Source organism: Pedobacter sp. PLR (genome assembly GCF_026239675.1).
GTDB lineage: Bacteria > Bacteroidota > Bacteroidia > Sphingobacteriales > Sphingobacteriaceae > Pedobacter.
Window position 1 is genome coordinate 333118 of record NZ_JAPIVQ010000005.1, and the last position, 23238, is coordinate 356355.

16 protein-coding genes are annotated in these 23238 nt (G+C 43.7%); 11 read left to right on the top strand and 5 right to left on the bottom strand.

Features of this window, described 5'->3' with window-relative positions; genetic code table 11:
• Window positions 1-2: 2 nt before the first annotated feature.
• The 5 genes from araA to OQX61_RS14530 all read right to left on the bottom strand — a co-directional run bounded on the left by araA (window position 3) and on the right by OQX61_RS14530 (window position 5554).
• On the bottom strand, window positions 3-1493 hold the full coding sequence (gene araA / locus OQX61_RS14510) for an L-arabinose isomerase (protein ID WP_265842474.1): 1491 nt from the start codon (window positions 1491-1493) through the stop codon (window positions 3-5).
• Window positions 1494-1511: 18 nt separating this feature from the next.
• Window positions 1512-2210, bottom strand: coding sequence for an L-ribulose-5-phosphate 4-epimerase (locus OQX61_RS14515; RefSeq protein WP_265842475.1), 699 nt, complete (start codon window positions 2208-2210; stop codon window positions 1512-1514).
• Between the two features lie 15 nt (window positions 2211-2225).
• Entirely contained in the window at window positions 2226-3941 is a 1716-nt protein-coding gene (locus OQX61_RS14520; protein WP_265842476.1) for a ribulokinase, read from the bottom strand.
• A 76-nt stretch (window positions 3942-4017) separates the two neighbouring features.
• Window positions 4018-4716: an NUDIX domain-containing protein gene (locus tag OQX61_RS14525; RefSeq protein ID WP_265842477.1), complete on the bottom strand. Its 699-nt coding sequence runs from the start codon at window positions 4714-4716 to the stop codon at window positions 4018-4020.
• A 58-nt stretch (window positions 4717-4774) separates the two neighbouring features.
• Window positions 4775-5554, bottom strand: a complete 780-nt coding sequence (locus tag OQX61_RS14530) for an IclR family transcriptional regulator (protein ID WP_265842478.1) — start codon at window positions 5552-5554, stop codon at window positions 4775-4777.
• Window positions 5555-5769: 215 nt separating this feature from the next.
• Between OQX61_RS14530 and OQX61_RS14535 the strand changes: the two genes are divergently transcribed.
• Genes OQX61_RS14535 through OQX61_RS14585 form a run of 11 tightly spaced genes read left to right on the top strand, consistent with a single transcriptional unit; the run spans window position 5770 to window position 23235 of the window.
• Window positions 5770-8538, top strand: a complete 2769-nt coding sequence (locus OQX61_RS14535; protein ID WP_265842479.1) for a family 78 glycoside hydrolase catalytic domain — start codon at window positions 5770-5772, stop codon at window positions 8536-8538.
• Between the two features lie 5 nt (window positions 8539-8543).
• Entirely contained in the window at window positions 8544-9662 is a 1119-nt protein-coding gene (locus OQX61_RS14540; protein ID WP_265842480.1) for a glycosylase, read from the top strand.
• A gap of 15 nt (window positions 9663-9677) precedes the next feature.
• Window positions 9678-12098, top strand: coding sequence for a beta-galactosidase GalB (gene galB / locus OQX61_RS14545; protein WP_265842481.1), 2421 nt, complete (start codon window positions 9678-9680; stop codon window positions 12096-12098).
• Between the two features lie 6 nt (window positions 12099-12104).
• On the top strand, window positions 12105-13265 hold the full coding sequence (locus tag OQX61_RS14550) for an extracellular solute-binding protein (protein ID WP_265842482.1): 1161 nt from the start codon (window positions 12105-12107) through the stop codon (window positions 13263-13265).
• Complete coding sequence (locus tag OQX61_RS14555; protein WP_265842483.1) at window positions 13262-14413, top strand: CaiB/BaiF CoA-transferase family protein; 1152 nt, start codon at window positions 13262-13264, stop codon at window positions 14411-14413. Before OQX61_RS14550 ends, OQX61_RS14555 begins: the two co-directional genes overlap by 4 nt.
• A gap of 3 nt (window positions 14414-14416) precedes the next feature.
• On the top strand, window positions 14417-15586 hold the full coding sequence (locus OQX61_RS14560) for a CaiB/BaiF CoA-transferase family protein (RefSeq protein WP_265842484.1): 1170 nt from the start codon (window positions 14417-14419) through the stop codon (window positions 15584-15586).
• Window positions 15573-16808: an extracellular solute-binding protein gene (locus tag OQX61_RS14565; RefSeq protein ID WP_265842485.1), complete on the top strand. Its 1236-nt coding sequence runs from the start codon at window positions 15573-15575 to the stop codon at window positions 16806-16808. The genes OQX61_RS14560 and OQX61_RS14565 overlap by 14 nt, the downstream gene beginning before the upstream one ends.
• 4 nt (window positions 16809-16812) lie before the next feature.
• Window positions 16813-17925, top strand: coding sequence for a Gfo/Idh/MocA family oxidoreductase (locus OQX61_RS14570; RefSeq protein ID WP_265842486.1), 1113 nt, complete (start codon window positions 16813-16815; stop codon window positions 17923-17925).
• A complete protein-coding gene (locus OQX61_RS14575; protein ID WP_265842487.1) occupies window positions 17915-18355 on the top strand; it encodes a MaoC/PaaZ C-terminal domain-containing protein in 441 nt (146 codons plus the stop codon). The genes OQX61_RS14570 and OQX61_RS14575 overlap by 11 nt, the downstream gene beginning before the upstream one ends.
• A 54-nt stretch (window positions 18356-18409) precedes the next feature.
• Window positions 18410-19726 carry an L-fucose:H+ symporter permease gene (gene fucP, locus OQX61_RS14580; RefSeq protein WP_265842488.1) on the top strand — a complete coding sequence of 439 codons (1317 nt, stop codon included), beginning with the start codon at window positions 18410-18412 and terminating at the stop codon, window positions 19724-19726.
• Between the two features lie 23 nt (window positions 19727-19749).
• The gene (locus tag OQX61_RS14585; protein ID WP_265842489.1) at window positions 19750-23235 is read left to right on the top strand and encodes a glycosyl hydrolase; all 3486 of its coding nucleotides are present in this window, start codon (window positions 19750-19752) and stop codon (window positions 23233-23235) included.
• The last annotated feature ends 3 nt before the right edge of the window (window positions 23236-23238 follow it).

Below are 23238 nucleotides of genomic sequence, written 5' to 3' on the forward strand. Positions count from 1 at the left end.
GTTTATTTGTAGTAAACTTCATTCCAGTGCAGTTCATTTCTGAAGTGATTCAGATTGGTCTCAGCACCGATATTCAGGTATTCAAGACCGGCAATGTTTGCAAAATCCAGTAAATGTGCACTGCTCAGATTCTGACTGTAAGCGGTATGATGGGCACCACCGGCATAAATCCATGCTGCACAACCTGTTTTCATATCAGGAAGCGGTTTCCATAACACCCTGGCCACCGGTAAATTCGGTAAATCCTGACTGGCTTCCACAGCTTCAACCTCATTTACCAACAGGCGGAAACGGTTGCCCATATCGATTAATGAAGCATTTAGAGCCGGACCTCCGGCAACATTAAACACCAGACGGGCGGGATCCGATTTGCCACCAATTCCAAGTGGATGTACCTCAAGGCTGGCTTTTCCTTTGGCTAAAGAAGCATCAACTTCCAGCATATGAGAGCCCAGTACCATGGAGTTTTCCGGATCAAAATGGTAAGTGTAATCTTCCATAAAAGCATTGCCACCGGCCAAACCAGCACCCATTACCTTGCAGGCTCTCACCAGTGCCGCTGTTTTCCAGTCGCCCTCACCAGCAAAACCGTAACCATCTGCCATCAGACGTTGCGCAGCAATACCCGGCAACTGGATCATACCATGTAAATCTTCAAAAGTGTCGGTAAAACCTTTGAAATCTCCTTCCGTAAGGAACTTTCGTAAGCCCAATTCAATCTTTGCCGCTTCATAAACGGAAGCACGTTTCGCGCCGCCATGCAGTAACTCCGTATCCAGCGTATAGTTCTGTTCATAGACTTCCAGCAATTCCTGAATAGCTTCTTCCTCAATGCTATCGATCAGGGCCACAAGATCGCCGATACCATAAGTGTTTACCGAAAAACCAAATTTCATTTCGGCCTCCACTTTATCCCCGTCAGTTACTGCTACATAGCGCATGTTGTCTCCAAAACGGGCAAATTTAGCACCCTGCCAATCGTGCCAGCCGGCAGCTGCTCTGGTCCAGGTATTGATCTGTTCCAATACTTCTTTATCTTGCCAGTGACCTACAACAACTTTGCGGTCTTTACGCATTCTCGAAACGATAAACCCAAATTCACGGTCGCCGTGGGCACTTTGATTCAGGTTCATGAAATCCATATCGATGGTATTCCATGGAATATCTCGGTTAAATTGAGTATGCAGGTGTAACAGTGGTTTTTGCAGGATATTCAGTCCTCTGATCCACATCTTTGCAGGGGAAAAAGTATGCATCCAGGTGATGACACCGATACAATTAGCCGCGGCATTGGAGGCCTGAAGTGTTTCAAATATCTCGTCAGGAGTTTTTACTACAGGTTTGTAAACGACTTTTACAGGGATTTGCGATGACTGGCTTAGCGAATCTGCCACCTGTTTAGCATGTTCTGCAACTTTATTTAAGGTTTCTTCCCCGTATAAATGCTGACTGCCGGTAATAAACCAAACTTCTAGTTCTTTTAAATTTATCATATGATTTTGTGTGCTAAATTATTGTCCGTAATAGCTGTTTACTCCGTGTTTGCGTTCGAAATGCTTCTTGATCAGCGCATCTTTTAAATTTGGAGCAGCAGGGTTAATTTGTCTTGTTAATAGTGCCATTTGTGCTACCGTTTCCAGTACAGCGCTGTTGTAAACGGCTTTCTCTGCGGTTTTAGCCCAGGTAAAAGGAGCGTGGTTGCCCACTAAAATCATCTCTGCTTCTTTATAACTTAAGCCGAGACTTTTAAAGTGGTTGATAATCTGGAAACCGGTTTCATATTCATAATTTCCGGCAATCATTTCATCGCTCATGGCCGGAGCACAAGGGATATCACAGGTCAGGTGATCCGCATGGGTGGTACCGAAAATCGGAATGTCCATTTGTGCCTGTGCCCACGCTGTGGCATAGGTAGAATGGGTGTGGACAATGCCGGATATGTCATCCCAGTTCTTGTAAAGTACAGCATGTGTCCGCGTGTCTGATGATGGCCTTAAATCCCCTTCTACCGTATTTCCATCAAAATCAACGATGACCATGTTGGAAGGGGAGAGTTGGTCATAAGGCACTCCACTTGGTTTGATCGCAAAAACACCAAGGTTGCGGTCGGCAGCACTTACATTTCCAAAGGTGAAAAGTACCAGTCCCAGCTTCGGTAGCTGCATATTTGCAGCATAAGCTTCTTCCTTTATTTCTTGATATGGATTCATGAGCTCTTATTGTTTTTAGGTTAATTGAGGCTGGGATTGCACTTTTTCAGGAGTACTGATGGTGTTTTGCTCCAGGTAATCACCCAATGATTTATAGCGAAGAAAACGTGTGGCGTAATAGTCCAGATTTGCGGGATTTGGATGGTATTCCGCGTCAAAGCCGCTGCCCATTGCTTCCATAGCGTCTTCGATGGTCGGATAGATGCCGGCTGCAACAGCAGCGAACATCGCTGCACCCAAAGCACAAGTATGACTGAACTGGTGAATACGGATTGGCATGTTTAACACATCGGCCATCATTTGCATCACAAAAGGAGATTTTTTGGCGACGCCGCCGATTCCAATAATTCCTTTAACCGGGATACCTTCTGAAATAAAGCGGTCAACAATGTTTTTAGCACCAAAGCAGGTGGATTCTGCCAGAGCCTTAAAGATCGCCGGGGCATCGGTACCCAGATCCAGCTGGAATAAAGCGCCTTTTAATTCCTGATTGGCATCAGGTGTTCTTCTGCCGTTTAACCAGTCGATACCCAGTTCATCATCCAGATGATTTGGTAGTAAAGCTGCCTGTTTGCTAAGTTCAGGGATGATTTTATCCAGCATTTCTTCTTCGAGTGCTTTTGCTGTGCTGGCATCGATAATAGCGGAATCAGCCAGGAGCCGTTTTACCGGCCAGGCCAGTATGCTTTTAAACCAGGCATAAGTATCACCAAAAGCAGATTGACCGGCTTCCAGACCAACCATGCCGGGGATCACCGAGCCGTTGACTTGTCCGCAGATACCCTTGATCAGTTTACCTTCAATATCTGCAGTAGGGGCAATGAGAATGTCACAAGTAGAAGTACCCATTATTTTACTGAGGTGGTAAGGTTCAATTTGTCCGCCAACAGCACCCATATGTGCATCAAATGCACCAACGCCAATCACCACGGATGTATTCAGTCCTAAGCGCTTCGCCCATTCCGGACTTAAAGTTCCTGCGGATTGGTCTGAAGTATAAGTTTCTGTGAATAAACGGGATGTAAATCCATCTAACAAAGGATCCAGGGTAGCGAAAAATTCATTTGGGGGCAGGCCGTCAAATTCTTCCGCCCATAAAGCTTTATGACCGGCTGCACAGCGGCTCCTTTTCATCTCGCGGATGTTACTGCCACCGGTCAGTACAAATGGAATCCAATCGCAATGCTCCACCCAGGAGTGGCAGGCAGCATTGACCTGCTCATCTGCCCTTAACACATGGAGTAGCTTGGCCCAGAACCATTCCGAAGAATAGATACTGCCTACATATTTCAGGTAATTCGTATCAAATTTTGTAGCGTGCGCATTGATCTGCGCAGCCTCTTTAACTGCGGTATGGTCTTTCCAGAGGACAAACATGGCGTTCGGGTTTTCTTCAAAACCAGGGATGAGCGCCAGCGGAGTTCCATGCTGATCTACGGCGACAGGACTAGAACCAGTGGTATCGACAGAAATCCCTTTAATGGCCTCAGCAATGTGCTTTCCGCCTGCTTTTTCAATACAATCTTTAATGGTGATTTCCAGCCCTTCCAGGTAATCCAGCGGATGCTGTCTGAACTGATTGTTTGAAGGGTCGCAGAAAAGGCCCTGCTGCCACCTTCTGTAGTAATGGACAGAGGAGGAGACCTCAGATCCCGTCCTGGCGTCAACGATTACTGATCTGACGGAGTCAGAACCGTAATCAATACCGATAACATATTTGGTTGTTGTCATAGCGAATATTAAACGTCTAATTAACGTTTAATATTTTTGAAACAAGAATTTCCAGGGATTTTTTTCCGTTTTTTAACTAAGCTTCGGGGTGGGGCATGAAGTTCAGGAAGGACTGAAATTTGGCTTTGTACTTCACTAAATCCAGCTTAAAATAGAATGCGCCGCGTTTTGAAACGGATTTATCCTTTTCTTCAAGTTTGATTAACAGCCCTGTAGAATTTAATTTCCTGATGAAATTTCTGTTGTCAATTACCGTATCGTAAACCTGTTCGTAGAGATTTTGTAATTGCGGGACGGTAAATTTTTCCGGTAAAAGTTCAAAAAGCACCGGATGCAGGGCTGCATTGTACCTCAGTTTTTTCTTCGCATCAGCTACCATCAGATCATGGTCGAAAATCAACTTCGGAGCGTCTTTAAGTAAAAACCACTCCGCATGATAGCGCTCGGAGATCTGTTTTTCGTATTTATTGATATCAATTAATGCAAAGTAGGCGATAGAAATAGTGCGCTCAATGGGATCTCTGCCGGGGTCAGAATAAGTTTTAAACTGCTCCAGATAAATGTCTTTCAGTCCGGTCAATTCGCTTAAAATCCGTTGGGCAGCACCGTCGGCAGATTCTTCCTGACCAACAAAACCGCCCATCAGACTCCATTGATCTTTTTCAGGTTCAAAGCCTCTTTTGATAAGTTGAATCTTTAGGTTTTCTCCGTCAAAACCGAAAATAATGCAATCAACTGCAACAAGGGAGCGCGCTTGCGCTGAATATTTGATCATTTGTAATTAAGCTACTGAGTATATTTTGTCAAATATAGAGTTGATTTTCCAGAATTGCTTAAAGTGTGGCTACACCAATTCTTTCTTCGATCTTTTTGGCACATTTTTTAACTTCCAGCAGGATTTCATCATTGTTCATTTCCTGATTTACATTTAAGGCCGTCAGACTGGAAACAGTCAGGCAGGCAATAATTCCGGTATTACTGATCCCAATCGGGACAGATACATCAATTACGCCATTCGCAAGATCACTGTTTCTTAGGTCAGCGCCTTTGGATTGTATTTCCAACAAGGAGTTTAGAAAGTTTTTCTTTTCCTGATCCGGATAGGCCATATAGATTGGATAGCCGCTCAGTGCAATTTCGCGTTCAGAATTTTGCATATAACTCAGGAAGACCCTTCCGGAAGCTGTTAATGGGAGTGGGAATAAATTACCCTCCTCAATAGACAAGGCAATTGGTCCCGGACTCTTGGCATGAATAATCACCATGATCTGGTTCATATATAAGATACTAAGGTGGCAGGATTGTCTTATCTTATTCGCTAGCTCTTCCAATGGATACTGTGCCGCTTTACGCAATTCATCAACAGGAGAGTGTCTGTGTGAAAGGTAAAAGAGTTTTAAGGAAAGCCTGTATTTGCCCGAAACCTCATCTCTTAGAATATACCCGCGACTTTCTAAACTCATCAACATCCGGTAAATTTCATTCGGGCTTTTATCAAGACCCGTAGCAATCTCAGTCTGAGAAAGGGGGATGGATTGAGCGGAGAGGTGTTCTAGAATATCAAGGCCTTTGTCCAGTGCCGGAGCCTGATATTTAATTTCTTTATCCTTCATGCAAACTAAATCTGGTTTTTTTATAAACAAACATACTAAATGGTTTCAATACCCCATTCTTCGAAATGGAGTGTAAATGTTACCTAAATATATGTTTTCATATTTGAAATAAATATTTATATTTGAATTAACAACCATTTATAAACCAACAGCCTGTAAATCTTGAGGATTAATTTAAGCAATTAATCTGAACAGGTATTAATCAAGTAACCAAAATGAGCAAACTCATGTACTTTCTGAGTGTATTACTCTTTTCGCTACCCGGCTATGCGCAAAACCTGAGTATTGAGGACTTGCAATGTGAATATAAGGATAATCCTTTGGGTGTTGAAACACTTCATCCGGCATTGAGCTGGAAAATTAAATCCAGCCAACGAAACGTATTACAGTCTGCCTACCATATTATTGTAGCTGACAATCCTGCCTCATTAGCTAAAAATATAGGCAATGTCTGGGATTCTATGAAAATAAAATCTGGTAAATCCTTACAGATTGGTTATGATGGTAAGGCCCTGGCCTCCGGTAAAACCTATTTCTGGAAAGTGAAAATATGGGATAACCTAAATAACGTTTCTGCCTGGTCCGAAGCCAACAGCTGGCAAATGGGACTTTTGCTGCCTTCCGACTGGAAAAATGCCCAATGGATTGCCTGGGAAAAGATGGCAGATTCTTCCGTGACCATACTCCCGCTGGATACTAAAAAAGACAAGCCAACCGGCAATAATATACAACCACTTTTAAGGAAAGATTTTAATATTCAGAAAGAAGTCAAAAAAGCGACGATGTATATTTCTGGTCTTGGTCATTTCGAATTGTATTTGAATGGGGCTAAGGTAGGCAATCATTTTCTTGATCCCGGCTGGGCGAAATACGATAAGGAAGCATTGTATGTGGTTTTCGACCTGACCGATCAGTTAAAATACGGAAAGCACACCCTTGGTGTAATGTTGGGAAATGGATTTTACTATATTCCGCCAATTAAATCAAGGTATAAAAAATTGAGGGCCTCCTTTGGATACCCTAAGATGATTTGTCGACTGGCCATTGAATATAAAGATGGGACCTCAGCCAATATAATTAGCGATGAAAGCTGGAAAACAGCAGCTTCTCCAATCACTTTTTCCAGTATTTATGGAGGCGAAGATTATGATGCCAACCTGGAACAAACAGGCTGGGATAAACCCGGTTATCGGGATCAGCATTGGAAAAAAGCAGTTGTCGTTACCGGGCCGGCATTGGTTTCCCAAAAAGCAGAGCCGGTTAGGGTCTTTGATGAATTTAAACCAATATCCATCAAACAAGCACTTTCAGGAGATTGGGTTTATGATCTTGGTCAGAATGCATCTGCTATTGTCGAATTAAAAGTAAAAGGCAAAAAAGGAGATACGATTCGGATTAGTCCGGCAGAATTGATTAAGCCAGATGGCTCCGTAAATCAGAAAGCAACGGGAACGCCTACCTATTTTCAGTACATCTTAAAAGGTGGGGATATAGAAACCTGGAGACCCAGATTTATGTATACTGGTTTCAGATACCTACAGGTAAAAGGGGGAGTACCGGTTGATAAAAAGAACACCTCAAATAAAGCCCTTGTCCTACAATTAAATGCGCTTCATGTGCGGAATGGGGCAGCTATAGCTGGTTCATTTGTCAACTCAAATAACCTGTTTAACCGTACGGATACCTTGATCAACTGGGCGATAAAAAGCAATATGATGAGCGTTTTTACCGATTGTCCACACCGTGAAAAGTTGGGCTGGCTGGAAGAACTGCATTTAATGGGCAGCTCCGTACGTTATAATTATCAGGCCGCACCACTGTTTAAAAAAGCATTGCAGGACATGAGCGCTTCGCAGACTCCGGAAGGGCTAGTTCCTGGAATCTCACCGGAATATGTAAAATTTGAATATGGTGATGGGATGTTCCGCGATTCTCCGGAATGGGGCAGTAGCAGTATCCTGATGCCCTGGTATCTATATGAATGGTATGGGGAGGAGCATGCGCTGACAGAAAACTACCCGATGATGCAAAAATACCTGAGCTATCTGGGTACAAAGGCTAAAGACCATATCCTTTATCAAGGTCTTGGCGATTGGTATGACCTTGGTCCGGAACGTCCTGGCGTATCACAGTTGACCCCAATGGGGGTAACCGGGACGGCAATTTATTATTACGACCTGAATATCATGGAAAAGATTGCCCGCTTACTGGGTAAAATAGCGGATGCAGATCAGTATAAAAAACTGGCTGCCGAAGTGCGGACATCTTTTAATAAGACCTTCTTTAATCAGGAAAAAAAGCAATATGCAACGGGAAGTCAGGCAGCTAATGCAATGGCCGTTTACATGAAATTAGTAGAACCAAAATATAAGGATGCCGTAGTAGCGAATATTGTGAAAGACATCAGAAGCCGGAAGAACGGACTCAGTGCCGGAGATATCGGCTACCGTTATTTGTTAAGGGTTTTAGAAGAGGAAGGCCGCTCAGATGTGATTTTCGACATGAACAGCAGAACGGATATTCCAGGCTATGGTTATCAGCTGGCTCAGGGCGCAACCGCCTTAACTGAGTCATGGGCTGCATTACCAACCGTTTCTAACAACCATTTTATGTTGGGCCATCTCATGGAATGGTTTTATAGTGGCATCGCAGGAATCAGACAGGAAGAAGGCGGTGTTGCCTTTAACCGTATTAAAATTTACCCTGAAATAGTTGGAGACCTAAGCCATGCAAAGGGCGTTTATGCTTCTCCTTATGGGGAAATTTCCACAGCATGGATAAAGTCTGCTCACGCTTTTGAACTCGAATTAATGGTGCCGCCAAATGCGATAGCAAAGGTTTATATCCCGGCTACTGCTCAACAGGAAATTACGGAAAACGGGTTGAATATTAAGGAAATAAAAGGGATTACCCTGGCTGGTTTTGAAAAGGGCAGAGCTGTTTTAAAGGTGGGTTCCGGCAGTTATAAATTTAAAGTACAATAGTGTTTATGAAGAATTTTAGCTGCTTTTTAACGCTTTTGCTTTGCTGTTCTTTTACAGTAATGGCACAGTCGGACAAGAACAAAGTTTCTCCTGTCAAAATGCAGGAGATTTATGAAGAAGTGAAAACGCCTTATAAATATGGGTTGGTCATGGTGCCGGAAGATGAACAACATAAAATGGATTGCCCGACGATATTTCGGGAAGGAAATACCTGGTACATGACTTACTTAATTTATGGCGGTCGTGGTTATGAAACCTGGTTGTCGAAAAGCAATGATCTTTTGAACTGGGAAAATATGGGTCGTTTAATGTCCTTCTCTGATGCAGGAAATTGGGATGACAACCAGAAGGCAGGGTATAACGCTTTAACGAGTACCAAATGGGGAGGTGATTATGCCTTAGGGAAGTTTAATGGCAAATACTGGATGTCTTATTTCGGAGGTAAGGAACGTGGTTATGAGGTAGAACCATTGTCGATTGGTATGGCTTATACCGATAAGCATCCTTCTATTGTGCAGGAATGGACACGACTGGAAAAACCGGTATTAAGTTCCTCGGATGCAGATGTGAGCTGGTGGGAAAACCGCAATAAGCTATTTAAAAGTAGTGTGATCGAAGATCAGGAAAGACTTACGGGACACCGGTTTGTGATGTATTATAATGCAGTAGGAGATTCCCTGACTAATCATAAAAAAACAAGGTGGTATGAACGTATCGGAATGGCCGTTTCAGACGATATGAAAAACTGGAAAAGGTTTGGCAAAGGGCCTGTGGTTCATCATCCGGTAGGGATTACGGGAGATGGTGTGGTTCAGAAAATCGGAGACACCTGGGTAATGTTTTATTTCGGTGCTTTCTGGTCAGACAGAAAAGGTGGATTCAATCGCTTTGCAGCTTCAAAAGATCTGGTAAACTGGACCGACTGGACCGGGGATAACCTGATAGAATCCTCTACACCCTATGATGAATTGTATGCACACAAATCCTTTGTGCTAAAGCATAAAGGTATAGTCTACCATTTTTATTGTGCGGTAAATCAGAAAGATCAGCGCGGTATCGCTGTAGCAACCTCTAAAGATTTAGGAAAGAGTGCCGTTGAGTTTGTACCCACAACGGTTAATTAAGTCAATTGTAAAGATATGATGTTAAAAAAGAACCTGGTATTGCTTTTATTGATGATGATTGTTGGTTTTAATGCCAGCAGTCAATCTCGTATTCATGAAAGTTTTAATCCGGGATGGCGCTTTTTTCCGGGAGATGATGCCGCGGCTAAATCGCCGGACTTTAACGATTCCAGCTGGCGAAAGTTGAATTTGCCGCATGACTGGAGCATTGAGGGGAAGTTTGATATCAAGAATCCTGCAAAACCGGAAGGTGGAGGTTTGCCTACAGGCATTGCCTGGTACAGGAAATCTTTTGTGCTGCCTAAGACTTTTCAAAAGAAGAAAGTACATATAGAATTTGATGGGGTGTATAAGAACAGTGAAGTTTGGATTAATGGCCATTGGCTGGGTAAACGCCCTTATGGCTATATCGCTTTCCGATATGAACTGACAAAATATTTAAAACCGGGTAAGAATGTAATTGCCGTACGCGTAGATAATTCTGCACAACCTGATTCGCGCTGGTATTCCGGGTCTGGCATCTATAGAAATGTGTGGTTAACCGCTACCCAAAATATTGCGATAGACCATTGGGGTACAACGGTAAGCACGCCAAAGGTTAGTAAAACTGCGGCAGAGCTTAGCTTTAAAACCAGAATCCGCAGCCCGAAAAATGGAAAAGAGCAGGTTGATTTACTGTCGAAAGTATATGATGGAAAAGGGAATCTGGTGGCTGAAGTCAGGACAAACGATGTTTTATTGAAAGATACCCTGACGGAAATCGCGCAGCTGGTAACGGTGAAAAACCCGCAATTATGGTCGGTAAAACAGCCTGACCTTTATAAAGTCGTAACACAGGTGTTTGCGAATAAACGATTGTCTGATGATTATGAAACCACATTTGGGATTCGCTATTTTAATTTTGATGCCCAAAAAGGCTTTTCGCTAAACGGCGAATACCTAAAGATCTTAGGGGTGTGTATGCACCATGATCTGGGAGCTTTAGGCGCGGCAACCAATCTGAGGGCAATGGAACGCCAGTTGGAAATATTAAAAGAAATGGGCTGTAATGCAATCCGCACCGCGCACAATCCACCTGCCGCAGAGTTCCTTGACCTTTGCGATAAAATGGGCTTTTTGGTGATGGATGAGGCCTTTGACATGTGGAAGAAGAAGAAAAATGCTAAAGATTACCACTTAAACTGGGAAGAATGGCATGTTGCCGATTTGCAGGATATGGTGAAACGAGACAGAAATCACCCTTCTATCATACTATGGAGCATCGGAAACGAAATTCGGGAGCAGTTCGACAGTTCAGGAGTCGCGATGACGAAAGAACTGGTGAAACTGGTAAAAGATCTGGATACGACTCGTTTGGTGCTTTCGGCATTGACAGAAACAGACCCTAAAAAGAATTTCATTTATCAGGCTGGTGTACTGGATATGTACGGGCTTAATTACAACCATAAGCAGTATAAAGATTTTCCGAAAAACTATCCGGGGCAGAAGTTTCTGGCCACAGAAACCACTTCTTCTTTAGACACCCGCGGTTTTTATGAAATGCCATCAGACAGTATTCGCCGCTGGCCAAAAGATGGTAAAACCAAATTTACTGAAGGCAATGCCGAATTTGCAGCTTCTTCCTACGATAACGTTTCTGCTTACTGGGGCTCTACACATGAGGAAACCTGGAAGGAAGCAAAAAAATATGACCACGTTTCTGGATTGTTCGTATGGACAGGATTTGATTATTTAGGTGAGCCATTGCCTTATCCATGGCCGGCAAGGAGTTCTTATTTCGGGATTGTGGATTTAGCAGGTTTCCCTAAGGATGCCTATTATATGTACCAAAGCGAGTGGACCAATAAGCCGGTATTACATGTGTTCCCACATTGGAACTGGACACCAGGAAAAACGGTTGATGTATGGGCCTATTACAACAATGCCGATGAGGTAGAACTATTCCTTAATGGGAAATCATTAGGCAAAAGATCAAAACAGGGAGAAGACCTTCATGTGGTATGGAAAGTGAAATATGAACCCGGTACGATAAAAGCCATTTCCAGAAAAGATGGTAAAACCGTATTGGAAAAAGAAATCAGCACCGCAGGGAAGGCTGCAAAAATAGAACTGTTAGCAGATCGGAATGAAATTGCTGCCGATGGTAAGGACCTTTCTTTTGTCACCGTAAGGATTTTAGATGCGCAGGGAAATGTACTGCCGGATGCAGATCACCTGGTTCAGTTTAAACTGGAAGGTGAGGGCACAATTGCAGGGGTCGATAATGGATTTCAGGCCAGCCTGGAACCTTTTAAAGCCGATTACAGAAAAGCTTACCGCGGACTTTGTCTGGCAATTATCCAGGCAAAGAATAAAGCCGGGACATTAAAATTAACCGCAACAGCTGCCGGACTGCAATCATCAGCAATTTCCATCAGTGTAAAAGCAATAAAATAAAAGGTTATGATCGATAAAATTAGTTTAAAAGGAATAACATGGAATCATAGCCGGGGATTTGTCCCAATGGTCGCTACCGCACAGCGGTTTTCGGAATTAAATCCATCAGTAGAAATTACCTGGGAAAAAAGAAGCTTACAGCAGTTCGCTGATTTCTCGATACAGGAGCTTGCACAACGCTTTGATTTATTAGTGATAGATCACCCATGGGCAGGTTTTGCAGCTAAAACACAGTCTATTTTGCCTTTGGATAAGTATCTTTCCAAAGCGTATTTAGCCGATCAAAGAGAAAACAGCGTAGGCCATTCCTATGAAAGTTATGGGTACCAGGGCCATCAATGGGCATTACCGATTGATGCGGCTACACCAGTAGCCTCCAGCAGGCCGGATCTATTGGAAAAGCATGGTTATTCCTTGCCCAAAACATTTGCTGATTTATTAAATCTGGCAGATAAAGGGCTGGTTGCTTTTGCAGGGATTCCAATTGATGTGCTGATGAATTTTTATACTTTTTGCTGCTCTTTGGGAGAAGATCCCTGTCAGCAGGAAGAGCAGATTGTATCTCCCGAAACAGGTATTAAAGCGTTAAAAATGTACCGCGAACTGGCCTCGAAAATTGACGCTGAGAACTTTAACAGAAACCCGATTCAGGTGTATGAAGCGATGACGCTGAGCGATGATATCGCTTATTGTCCTTTTGCTTATGGTTACTCCAATTATTCGAGAAATGGATATGCCCGTAAACTGTTGCATTTTCATGATATGATCACCCTGGATGGCCGTAATAATTTGCGCAGCACACTAGGAGGTACAGGATTGGCGGTATCTTCAAGTTCAGAACACCTGAACATCGCCCTGAAATATGCGGAGTATGTAGCCTCAGGTTCTTGTCAGCAAACTGTTTTCTTCGAAAACGGAGGGCAGCCCGGTCATTTGGATGCCTGGAAAGATGTAGCCGTAAATCGTAAATCCAGCAATTTCTTTAGCAATACTTTACCTGCTTTACAACGTGCTTTCCTTCGTCCGCGTTACCATGGACATATGTTCTTTCAGGACCATGCCGGAGATATTGTAAGGGATTACCTGATGAATGGAGGAGAGGAATCCGCAGTGCTGGAAGAAATGAATAAATTATATGTTGAATCAAGAAGCTTGCAGTTATCATGAGAAAACCGCTGGAAGGAATCGTAGTTTTAGAATTTTGCCAGTTTCTTGCCGGCCCATCCGCAGGCTTAAAACTAGCCGATCTTGGTGCCCGTGTGATTAAAATTGAACGCCCCGGTAAAGGAGATGCCTGCAGGCAATTGGCCATAAAAAACCTGTTTATTGAAGAAGATAGCTTGCTTTTCCATACCATCAACCGCAATAAAGAATCTTATGCGGCGGATTTGAAGAACCCGGAAGACTTGAAACTGATACAGCAGTTGATTGCCAAAGCGGATATCATGACGCATAATTTCAGACCGGGAGTCATGGAAAAAATAGGGCTGGACTATCCGGCTGTTCAAACCTTAAACCCTAAAATTATATATGCCACAGTAACCGGTTACGGCAATGAAGGCCCCTGGGTTAATAAACCCGGACAGGATCTGCTGATCCAGTCTGTTTCTGGCATGAGTTATTTAACAGGCAGCAAGGAAGACGGACCAGTTCCTTTTGGATTATCCGTTACCGATATTATGTGCGGGAACCACCTGACACAAGGAATTATCGCGGCATTGATTAAGCGTGCGAAAACAAATAAAAGTGTGCTGGTAGAAGTCAGCTTGCTGGAGTCCGCATTGGATGTGCAGTTTGAGGTGCTGACTACCTACTTAAATGATGGCGGACAATTGCCGGAAAGAAGTGCGGTAAAAGGTAGTGCACATGCTTACCTGAGTGCTCCATACAGTACCTATGAAACCAGCGAGGGCTATATTGCCCTGGCCATGGGTGATTTGAAAACGATAGCTGAGCTGATCGGTTGTGACATTTCACCGGCCTATACCAATCCTGCTGATTCATTCGAAAACAGGGATGAACTCTTGCTGTTGCTTGGACAAAAGTTCAGGGAAAACACCAGTCAGCATTGGTTGGGCTTACTGGAATCAAAGGATATCTGGTGTGCCCCGGTACTGGATTATAAAGCAGCAACAGATTTGGACGTATTTAAAAATATGGAAATACGCCAGCAACTTGATCTGGGAAATGGCAGCAGCTTATACACCACCAGAATCCCGATGCAGATTGACGGACAGAAGCTGTTTGCCAGAAAGGCTGCGCCAAAAATTGGTGCCGATAACGATAGGATTAATTTAGAATTTGAATTAAAATAAGATATGAAACCTCTGGAAGATTATTTAGTGGTAGATTTTAGTCAGTTTTTGTCTGGCCCTTCAGCGAGTTTGAGGCTGGCTGATATGGGCGCAAGGGTGATTAAAATTGAACGTTCAGGAGTTGGCGATATTTGTCGCAGTTTGTACACTTCTAATGTGATCATGAACGGGGAATCTTCAGTTTTCCATGCGATAAACCGGAATAAGGAAAGCTTTGAGGTAGACTTAAAGAATCCGGAAGATTGTAAAATGGTGCGGGAGCTATTGGCGAAGGCCGATGTGATGATGCACAATTTTCGTCCGGGAGTGATGGAAAGACTGGGCTTCGATTATGCATCTGTGCAAGAGCTCAATAAGGATATCATCTATGCCTCGCTCTCTGGTTACGGCGTTGAAGGAAAGGGAAAGGGTAAGCCTGGTCAGGATTTATTGCTGCAATCGGTTACCGGATTAACCTGGTTAAGCGGAAATGCCGATAGCGGCCCCGTAGCAATGGGCTTATCGATTGTGGATATGCTTGCCGGTTCTCACCTGGCTCAGGGTATTTTAGCCTGTTTATTCCGTAAGGCAATAAGTGGTGAAGGAGGCAGGGTAGAGGTGAGTATGATAGAATCTGCCTACGATTTCCAGTTTGAAACGATTACAACCTTTATGAATGATGGCGGAGCACTTCCGGAACGTACGGCAAAGAACAATGCAAACGCGTATTTAGGCGCTCCTTATGGCATTTATAAAACTGCAAATGGTTTTGTGAGCCTGGCGATGGGCTCTGTTCCTGTCCTCGCCGTTTTGCTGGAATGTGAAGCACTGCAAGCTTTTACAGATCCGGCGGAAGCATTTACCAAACGTGATGAAATAAAAACGATTTTAGCGGAGCACCTGCTCAGTAGAGATACGGCTTGTTGGCTGGGTGTTTTAGAACCTGCTGACATTTGGTGTGCGGATGTATTAAACTGGCAGCAATTGATGGAGCATGATGGGTTTAAAGCTTTAGCTATGATTCAGGAGGTAGAAATGAAGGATGGTTATCAATACCAGACGACCAGATGTCCGATAAGAATTGATGGAGAACTGTTAACTTCAGCCAAAGGTTCTCCTAAATTAGGGCAGGACAATGAAGAGATCATTAACCAGTTTGTAAACCTAAAAACAGGCATCCATGAGTCACAATGAAGTGTTCCGCATAGCGGTTCGTAAGTTCGGTCCTTTTGAAAGCACGATGCATAAGTTATGGGATAAGTATTGTCTCCATTCCGGTTGCCGGTTAAAGGCAGACCTGATTCCTATGGATTTGCATGAGCTTCATGAAAGCACCCTGAGCAAGAATGGCTTGAAAAATGGAAGCTGGGATATTGCCCATATCAATACCGATTGGTTATTGGAAGGCTATACCGCTGCTGCTTTTGAAGATTTGAAGCCATATATTCAGGAGAATCCGCCTGCTGCATTTCCGGAAGGTTGGAGCAATTCGTTATTGGCCTCCCAGCAATTTGAGGAGCAAATCGTCGGACTACCTTTTCATGATGGTCCGGAATGTCTGATTTATAGAAAAGATTTATTTGATGACCTTGCTGAGCAACAAAAATACTTCTCGGAATACGGGAAAGCATTGCGGGCCCCTCAGACCTGGGCGGACTTTCTGGAGGTCGCTCAATTCTTTAACCGTCCGGAACAACATTTATATGGGACAGCATTTGCTTGTTTCCCTGACGGACACAATACGGTGTTTGATTTTTGTCTGCAATTATGGAGCAGAGGTGGAACCTTGCTGGCGGCAGATGAAAGCATACAAGTAGATAGCCCGGAAGCTATAGCAGGATTGGAATATTACCGGAAAATAGTAAAGGATAAAACGGCTGTTCATCCGGACTCGGCAAATTTCGACTCTGTGCAGGCGGGTGCAGCATTTGCAAGAGGAGAGGTGGCGATGATGATCAATTGGTTTGGTTTTGCTTCCGTTTGTGAAGTCGATGCCAGCTCAAATGTTAAAGGTAAGGTAGAAGTGGCGGTGTTGCCGGTTACTGAGGGTAGCCAATCGGCCTCCTTAAACGTGTACTGGTTGTATACGATTGGTTCCGGCAGTAAACATAAACAGCTGGCCTACGATTTTATCCGCTTTGCAGTAAACGAAGAAAACGATAAACTCCTGACGCTGGAAGGGGGCATTGGTTGCCGGATTTCTACCTGGAAAGATGCAGCCGTAAATGAACTCATTCCTTATTACCATAAATTAGAACAGCTTCACGAGTGTGCGCAAACCTTGCCTCAGAAGAGCAATTGGGCAGCAATAGCAACGGTAATTGATGAAATGGTGCTGAGCGCCTTAAACACCGAAGCGTCTACGGCAGCTATTTTAAAAGCTGCTCAGGATAAAATTAATTTAACAGACAAATAAGCAAATGGACATTATATATAAACCTCAGCTTCCGGTTACAGTACAACCTATCATCATCATTGGTGCAGGTGGTATTGTAGCTGATGCACATCTACCGGCCTATAAAAAGGCAAACTTTACCGTTCATGGAATTGTGAACCGGACCAGAGCAAAGGCAGAGCAGCTGGCGCAGGATTTTGGGATTCCTAATGTCTATGATTCCGTAGCAGAGGCAGTTGCAAAAGCGCCCTTGCATGCGGTATACGACCTGACCATTATGCCCGGTCAATATCTGGAAGTGCTAAAGCAACTACCTAATGGTGCTGCGGTATTGATCCAGAAACCTATGGGTGATGATTTTGATCAGGCCATGGAAATACTGGAACTGTGCAGGACAAAAAAACTGGTAGCCGCCATTAATTTCCAGCTGCGTTTTGCACCTTTTGTGACTGCGGCAAGGGATATGATCCAAAAGGGATTAATCGGTGAGCTTTACGATATGGAGGTTAGGGTGACGCTAAAAACACCATGGGAACTTTTTCCGCTGGTCATGGTTCATCCACGCCTGGAAATTCAATACCATAGCATTCATTATATCGACCTGCTGCGTTCCTTTTTAGGAGAGCCGGAAACGGTGATGGCCAAAACGTTGAAACATCCTGCTAAGAATTTATCTTCTTCCCGATCCACTATTTTACTGGATTATGGAGATACGATGCATGCCGTGATCAATACCAATCACGACCATGATTTTGGTGCTACTCATCAGGAGAGTTTCATCAAATGGGAAGGTACTAAAGGCGCTATAAAGGCAAAAATGGGTTTACTGATGGATTATCCTCATGGCCTTCCTGATGTATTTGAATATTGCCTGCCGGAAGCAGGAAAAGCTCCGGAATGGAAAGAGCTGAAACTGGAAGGCTCCTGGTTTCCAGATGCATTTGTGGGCACGATGGCGAATTTAATGCGCTATAAAGAAGGTTCATCTGAGGTCCTGTATACCAGTGTAGAAGATGTGATCAAAACCATGGCCGTAGTAGAAAGTGCTTACCAGGCCAGCGATCATGGCGGGGTAAAAGTAAGCGGTCAGCATAAAAAAATCAAAACCCCTCTAAAGAAGAAAAACGATGTATTTTAAATCAATATTTTTTGAAGATTACCTGTTGCAAGATCAACGGATTACACTTGGACGAACGATTACGGAAACCGATTTTGTGGTTCATGCCGGACATACCGGAGATTTCTTTCCACATCATATGGACGAAGAATGGTGTAAAACCCAGCCTTTTAAACATAGAATCGCGCATGGAACCATGATATTCAGCATAGGAGTCGGACTAACAGCTTCTGAGATCAACCCTGAAGCTTTTTCTAAAGGTTATGATCGTCTGCGCTTTGTAAAACCAGTTTATATCGGAGATACCATTCATTCAGAAGTTACCATTTCCGAAAAAGGAGCAGCTAAAAAACCAGAATACGGAACAGTAACCGAACATGTAGAAATAAAAAACCAACATGGAGAAGTGGTGCTGGTCTGTGACCATCTGCTCCTGGTAAAAAAGAAGTAGTACATTCCCTTATTATTCAACCGAAAAAGACCAAACCTGATATCAACCAAATATATGAACCACAGCACAACAGAGGAATTAACCATCCCGGCAGCTGCAGCTATTCGTAGTGAAGCAGCGCAAACAACCAGCAAGGAATATTTAGTGCCATTTATTTTGGTCGTGAGCTTGTTCTTTTTATGGGGAATGGCACACAACCTGGATTCTATCCTGATCCCTCATTTGAAGAAAGCCTGCGATTTGAATAACCGCCAGTCTACGCTAATAGATACTTCAGTCTTTCTGGCTTATTTTTTAATGGCCATTCCAGCAGGGATGATCCTTAAAAAATGGGGATATAAAGCAAGTATGATTATTGGATTACTGGTGTTTGCTATTGGCGCATTCTTATTTGTGCCGGCAGCCAATCAATTGTCGTATGTTACTTTTCTGATTGCCTTGTTCATTATTGGTTGTGGATTAACCATATTAGAAACTTCAGCAAATCCATACGCCGCAGTTTTAGGAGATCCGGAAAAAGCGACCAGCAGGTTAAATCTTGCGGCCTCTTTCAATGGTCTGGCTGCTATGGTTGCGCCATTTATCGGCTCGATGTTTATCCTTTCCGGTAAATCTCATACCCCGGAAGAACTAAGTGCGATGACAGATGTAGCGCGTTCCAGCTATTTTCTGGAAGAAGCGGCTTCGGTAAAGATGCCTTACATCGTTCTGGGTACAGTATTGGTGATTATGGCCATCATCATTTATTTTGTGAACCTTCCGGAGATAAAAACCAAAAGTAAAGATGGTGTTGCTAAAGGCAGTTTTTTTGGTGCATTACGTCATAAGCACCTGAGGTGGGCGGTAGTTGCGCAGTTTTTCTATGTTGGTGCGCAAGTTTGTGTCACTAGTTTTTTTATCAGAATGGCGCAGCAAGGTGCCGGATTTGATGAGAAAACTGCCGCCTATTATCTGGCCATTTATGGTTTGTTATTCATGGCAGGCCGTTTTGCGGGAACCGCAATTCTACAGGTGATTGCTTCTCATAAATTATTAGCGCTTTATGCAGGGATAGCCGTTTTCCTATGCCTGATCGCTATTCTTGGTCAGGGAACCTATGTGGTGTATGCGTTGGGAGCCATCGGGTTTTTTATGTCGATCATGTTCCCTACCATTTTTGCGCTTGGAATTGATGGCATTGGCGATGATACCAAACCGGGATCTTCCTGGTTAATTATGTCCATTGTTGGTGGTGCAATCCTGCCTTATGGCATGGGTACTATGATTGATTTAAACGGAGATAATATTCAGATTGGTTACAGTATCCCATTGGTGTGTTTTCTCATCATCTTATTTTTTGGGCTTAAAGGGTATAAGATTGCCGCTAAATAAATACGCTTAACAATAAGTATGCTATGGGTTTTTTATTAAAAAGAAGTTTCTACCTTATTTTATTGAGCTGTGCCCTGCATTTATCTATGGCTAAGGCACAGGGTAATAACAGCGCTAAGCCCTGGGTGTTTTGGTATTGGATGCAGGCCGGGGTTTCCAAAGCAGGCATAACCGCCGATCTTGAAGCGATGAAAACAGCCGGAATAGGTGGCGCTTACCTGATGTCGATCAAAGGGGCCACAAATCCACCGCTATTTAATCCGCCGGCAGTACAGCTGAGTCCGGAATGGTGGGGGATGGTGACCTTTGCTATGGAAGAAGCTAAACGGTTGAATTTGAAAATCGGGATGCATGTGAGTGACGGTTTTGCCCTTGCCGGTGGTCCATGGATTACACCTGAACTTTCTATGCAAAAAATCGTGTCAGCCCGGGTAAATATTAAAGGAGGAACCGCATTAAAATTAAAACTCCCGCAACCGGAAATGGTGGAGAATTATTATAAAGATATTGCCGTATATGCTTATCCTTCTGTAGCAGGAGCGGGTATATCAACGCAAACGGTTGTCCCTAAAGTCAGCACAAGTACTGGTGTAGATGCAAGTGGATTACTGAAATCAGACAATAAAAAAAGCTTTGGTTCTGCTGAACCTTGCTGGATTCAATATGAATTTGAGCAGCCTTTTACTGCAAGGACAGTGACGGTCAGGACTAGTGGAAATAATTATCAGGCAGAGCGCCTGGAGATCCGGGTGAGTGAGGATGGAAAAGTATTTCGTGCTATCGGCAGACTGGAACCACCACGTCATGGCTGGCAGGATACTGATGCGGATTTGACCCATTCGATTGTTCCTGTAACCGCAAAGTATTACCGTTTTGTGTATGACAAAAAAGGCTCGGAAGCAGGTGCGGAAGATCTGGATGCCGCGAAATGGAAACCATCTTTAAAATTGCTCCATCTGGAGCTTTCCTCAGAACCGGCAATCAATCAATATGAAGGAAAATCAGGGGCAGTATGGCGGGTAAGCAAGCGCAGTGAGGAAGCGCAGATCGCGGATCAGTTATGTGTGCCTTTAAACAAGATACTCAACATCACAAAACTGCTCAAAGCGGATGGCAGCTTAGCCTGGACAGCTCCGAAAGGAAACTGGACCATCATCAGAATAGGCCATACTTCTACCGGTCATAAAAATGCGACAGGTGGCGGTGGCATAGGTTTGGAAAGTGATAAGTTTAATCCGGCAGCAATAAAGCTGCAGTTTGACAGCTGGTATGGGGAAGCGATTCGTAAGGCAGGACCCGAACTTTCGGCTGAAGTATTGACCGCTTTTCATGTAGACAGCTGGGAATGTGGCAGCCAGAACTGGTCGCCATTATTTGCAGCCGAATTTCAAAAACGCAGGGGCTATGATTTAATGCCATACCTACCTGTAATGGTTGGGATTCCTGTACAAAGTGCCGATGTTTCTGAAAGCTTTTTATACGATCTGCGTCTTACGATTGCCGAGCTGGTTGTGGATCAGTTTTATGGTACGCTGGCAGGCCTGGCAAAAGAAAAAGGTAAAATATTTACCGCAGAAAGTGTGGCCCCAACTATGGTGAGTGATGGTTTAATGCATTATAAAATGGTTGATGTGCCGATGGGTGAGTTTTGGCTCAACAGTCCAACACATGATAAACCAAATGATATGATGGATGCCATTTCCGGCGCACATATCTATGGTAAAAACATCATCCAGGCAGAAGCTTTTACAACAGTTCGTATGGACTGGAATGAGCATCCTGGTCATATGAAAACATTGCAGGACAGAAATTATGCTTTGGGTATAAATAAGCTGGTTTATCATGTGTTTACGCACAATCCATGGGTAGATAGAAAGCCGGGGATGACCCTGGACGGAGTTGGGTTATACTTTCAGCGGGATCAAACCTGGTGGAAACAAGGTAAGGCCTGGGTGGATTACGCAGCACGTAGTCAGCAGCTTTTACAGCAAGGGAAACCTGTTGCTGATATCGCTGTTTTTATCGGGGAAGAAATCCCGCGCAGGTCTGTTTTACCAGATCGTCTGGTTCCGTTTTTACCAGGGCTTTTCGGTGCGGCTGTAGTAACATCAGAAGCCATCAGATTGGCGAATACCGGACAACCTTTAAGGCAAATGCCTGCGGGGGTAACACATTCTGCAAATATGGCCGATCCTGAAAACTGGGTGAATCCACTGAGAGGTTATGCCTACGATTCTTTTAATCCGGATGTATTGATGACCGCCATGGTACACAATGGAAATGTTGAATTTACAAGTGGCGCCAGCTATAAGGTATTGGTGATTCCCGGCAAGACAGCGATGAATCCCAATTATAAATGGATGAGTTTAGCGGTAGCCGGTAAATTACTGGAACTGGTAAAAGCCGGGGCTACGATTATAGTTAATGAACAACCAGCCCATCAGCCCGGACTTTTGAAAGCTGATCATGACGCCTATAATCAGGTCATCCAGGCACTTTGGACAGCTGGTCCTGTAGGTAAGGGCAGGGTAATTAAAGGTCCTTATCAGCCGGAAAGCTTAGATGATCTGGGTTTACAAAGAGATTTAATCGTTTTAGACGAACAAGGTTTATATGCAAAAAAAATAGCCTACACGCATCGCATCGCAGCAGATAAAGAACTGTATTTTATCGCCAACCAGGTTAATGAAGAAAGAGTTTTACAGTTTTCTTTCCGCCTGGATGGAAGTGTCCCTCAATTGTATGATGCGGTAAGGGATCAAACTATCAGCGTTAAGAATTGGAGCAATGCGAATGGGCGGACTAGCATGACTTTGAAGTTAGCACCTAATGCATCCATCTTTGTTATTTTCAATAAAGAGAACCAGGTTGCTGGAGCTAAGACAGGAAACAATCAGCCGATGATCGGGGGAAACTCGTTAAAGACTCCCGATAATTCGCCTAAAACCGGTAATAACTCAACGGACACAAGGAGTAGCCTGCTTAAAAACGGGAATAACTGGTCGGAAACAAAAGTTCTCCAGACGCTTAAAAATGACTGGCAGGTTAGTTTTGATGCAGCTTTGGGCGGGCCGGCAGAACCGGTTGTGTTTAAAGAATTGACGGATTGGAGCAAAAATCCGGATACGCTGATCAAATATTATTCGGGTACAGCATCGTATAAAACCAGTATTAAATTTGATAAAAAGGAAGGTCAGCAATACCTGTTAGATCTGGGTACAGTATCGAATATTGCGGAGGTAAAAGTAAACGGTATTTCTTGTGGGGTACTGTGGACAGCCCCTTTTCAGGCAGATATTACTGCCGCTTTGAAGCAGGGTAAAAACGAGTTGATTATTGAAGTTACGAATACCTGGGCCAATAGGTTAATGGGAGATCAGCGCCTGCCGGAAAGTAAGCGGATTACAAAAACAACAGCGCCTTACAGACTGGAAGGGAAACCTTTAAATCCGGCAGGATTACAAGGTCCGGTTCGGATTTTAGCTGCTGAGCTAAACGACTTAAAATAATAT

Bases quoted from the DNA above. Each gene is read 5' to 3' on its own strand.
- araA (WP_265842474.1), bottom strand. From the start codon at position 1,493: ATGATAAATTTAAAAGAACTAGAAGTTTGGTTTATTACCGGCAGTCAG.
- OQX61_RS14515 (WP_265842475.1), bottom strand. From the start codon at position 2,210: ATGAATCCATATCAAGAAATAAAGGAAGAAGCTTATGCTGCAAATATG.
- OQX61_RS14520 (WP_265842476.1), bottom strand. From the start codon at position 3,941: ATGACAACAACCAAATATGTTATCGGTATTGATTACGGTTCTGACTCC.
- OQX61_RS14525 (WP_265842477.1), bottom strand. From the start codon at position 4,716: ATGATCAAATATTCAGCGCAAGCGCGCTCCCTTGTTGCAGTTGATTGC.
- OQX61_RS14530 (WP_265842478.1), bottom strand. From the start codon at position 5,554: ATGAAGGATAAAGAAATTAAATATCAGGCTCCGGCACTGGACAAAGGC.
- OQX61_RS14535 (WP_265842479.1), top strand. From the start codon at position 5,770: ATGAGCAAACTCATGTACTTTCTGAGTGTATTACTCTTTTCGCTACCC.
- OQX61_RS14540 (WP_265842480.1), top strand. From the start codon at position 8,544: ATGAAGAATTTTAGCTGCTTTTTAACGCTTTTGCTTTGCTGTTCTTTT.
- galB (WP_265842481.1), top strand. From the start codon at position 9,678: ATGATGTTAAAAAAGAACCTGGTATTGCTTTTATTGATGATGATTGTT.
- OQX61_RS14550 (WP_265842482.1), top strand. From the start codon at position 12,105: ATGATCGATAAAATTAGTTTAAAAGGAATAACATGGAATCATAGCCGG.
- OQX61_RS14555 (WP_265842483.1), top strand. From the start codon at position 13,262: ATGAGAAAACCGCTGGAAGGAATCGTAGTTTTAGAATTTTGCCAGTTT.
- OQX61_RS14560 (WP_265842484.1), top strand. From the start codon at position 14,417: ATGAAACCTCTGGAAGATTATTTAGTGGTAGATTTTAGTCAGTTTTTG.
- OQX61_RS14565 (WP_265842485.1), top strand. From the start codon at position 15,573: ATGAGTCACAATGAAGTGTTCCGCATAGCGGTTCGTAAGTTCGGTCCT.
- OQX61_RS14570 (WP_265842486.1), top strand. From the start codon at position 16,813: ATGGACATTATATATAAACCTCAGCTTCCGGTTACAGTACAACCTATC.
- OQX61_RS14575 (WP_265842487.1), top strand. From the start codon at position 17,915: ATGTATTTTAAATCAATATTTTTTGAAGATTACCTGTTGCAAGATCAA.
- fucP (WP_265842488.1), top strand. From the start codon at position 18,410: ATGAACCACAGCACAACAGAGGAATTAACCATCCCGGCAGCTGCAGCT.
- OQX61_RS14585 (WP_265842489.1), top strand. From the start codon at position 19,750: ATGGGTTTTTTATTAAAAAGAAGTTTCTACCTTATTTTATTGAGCTGT.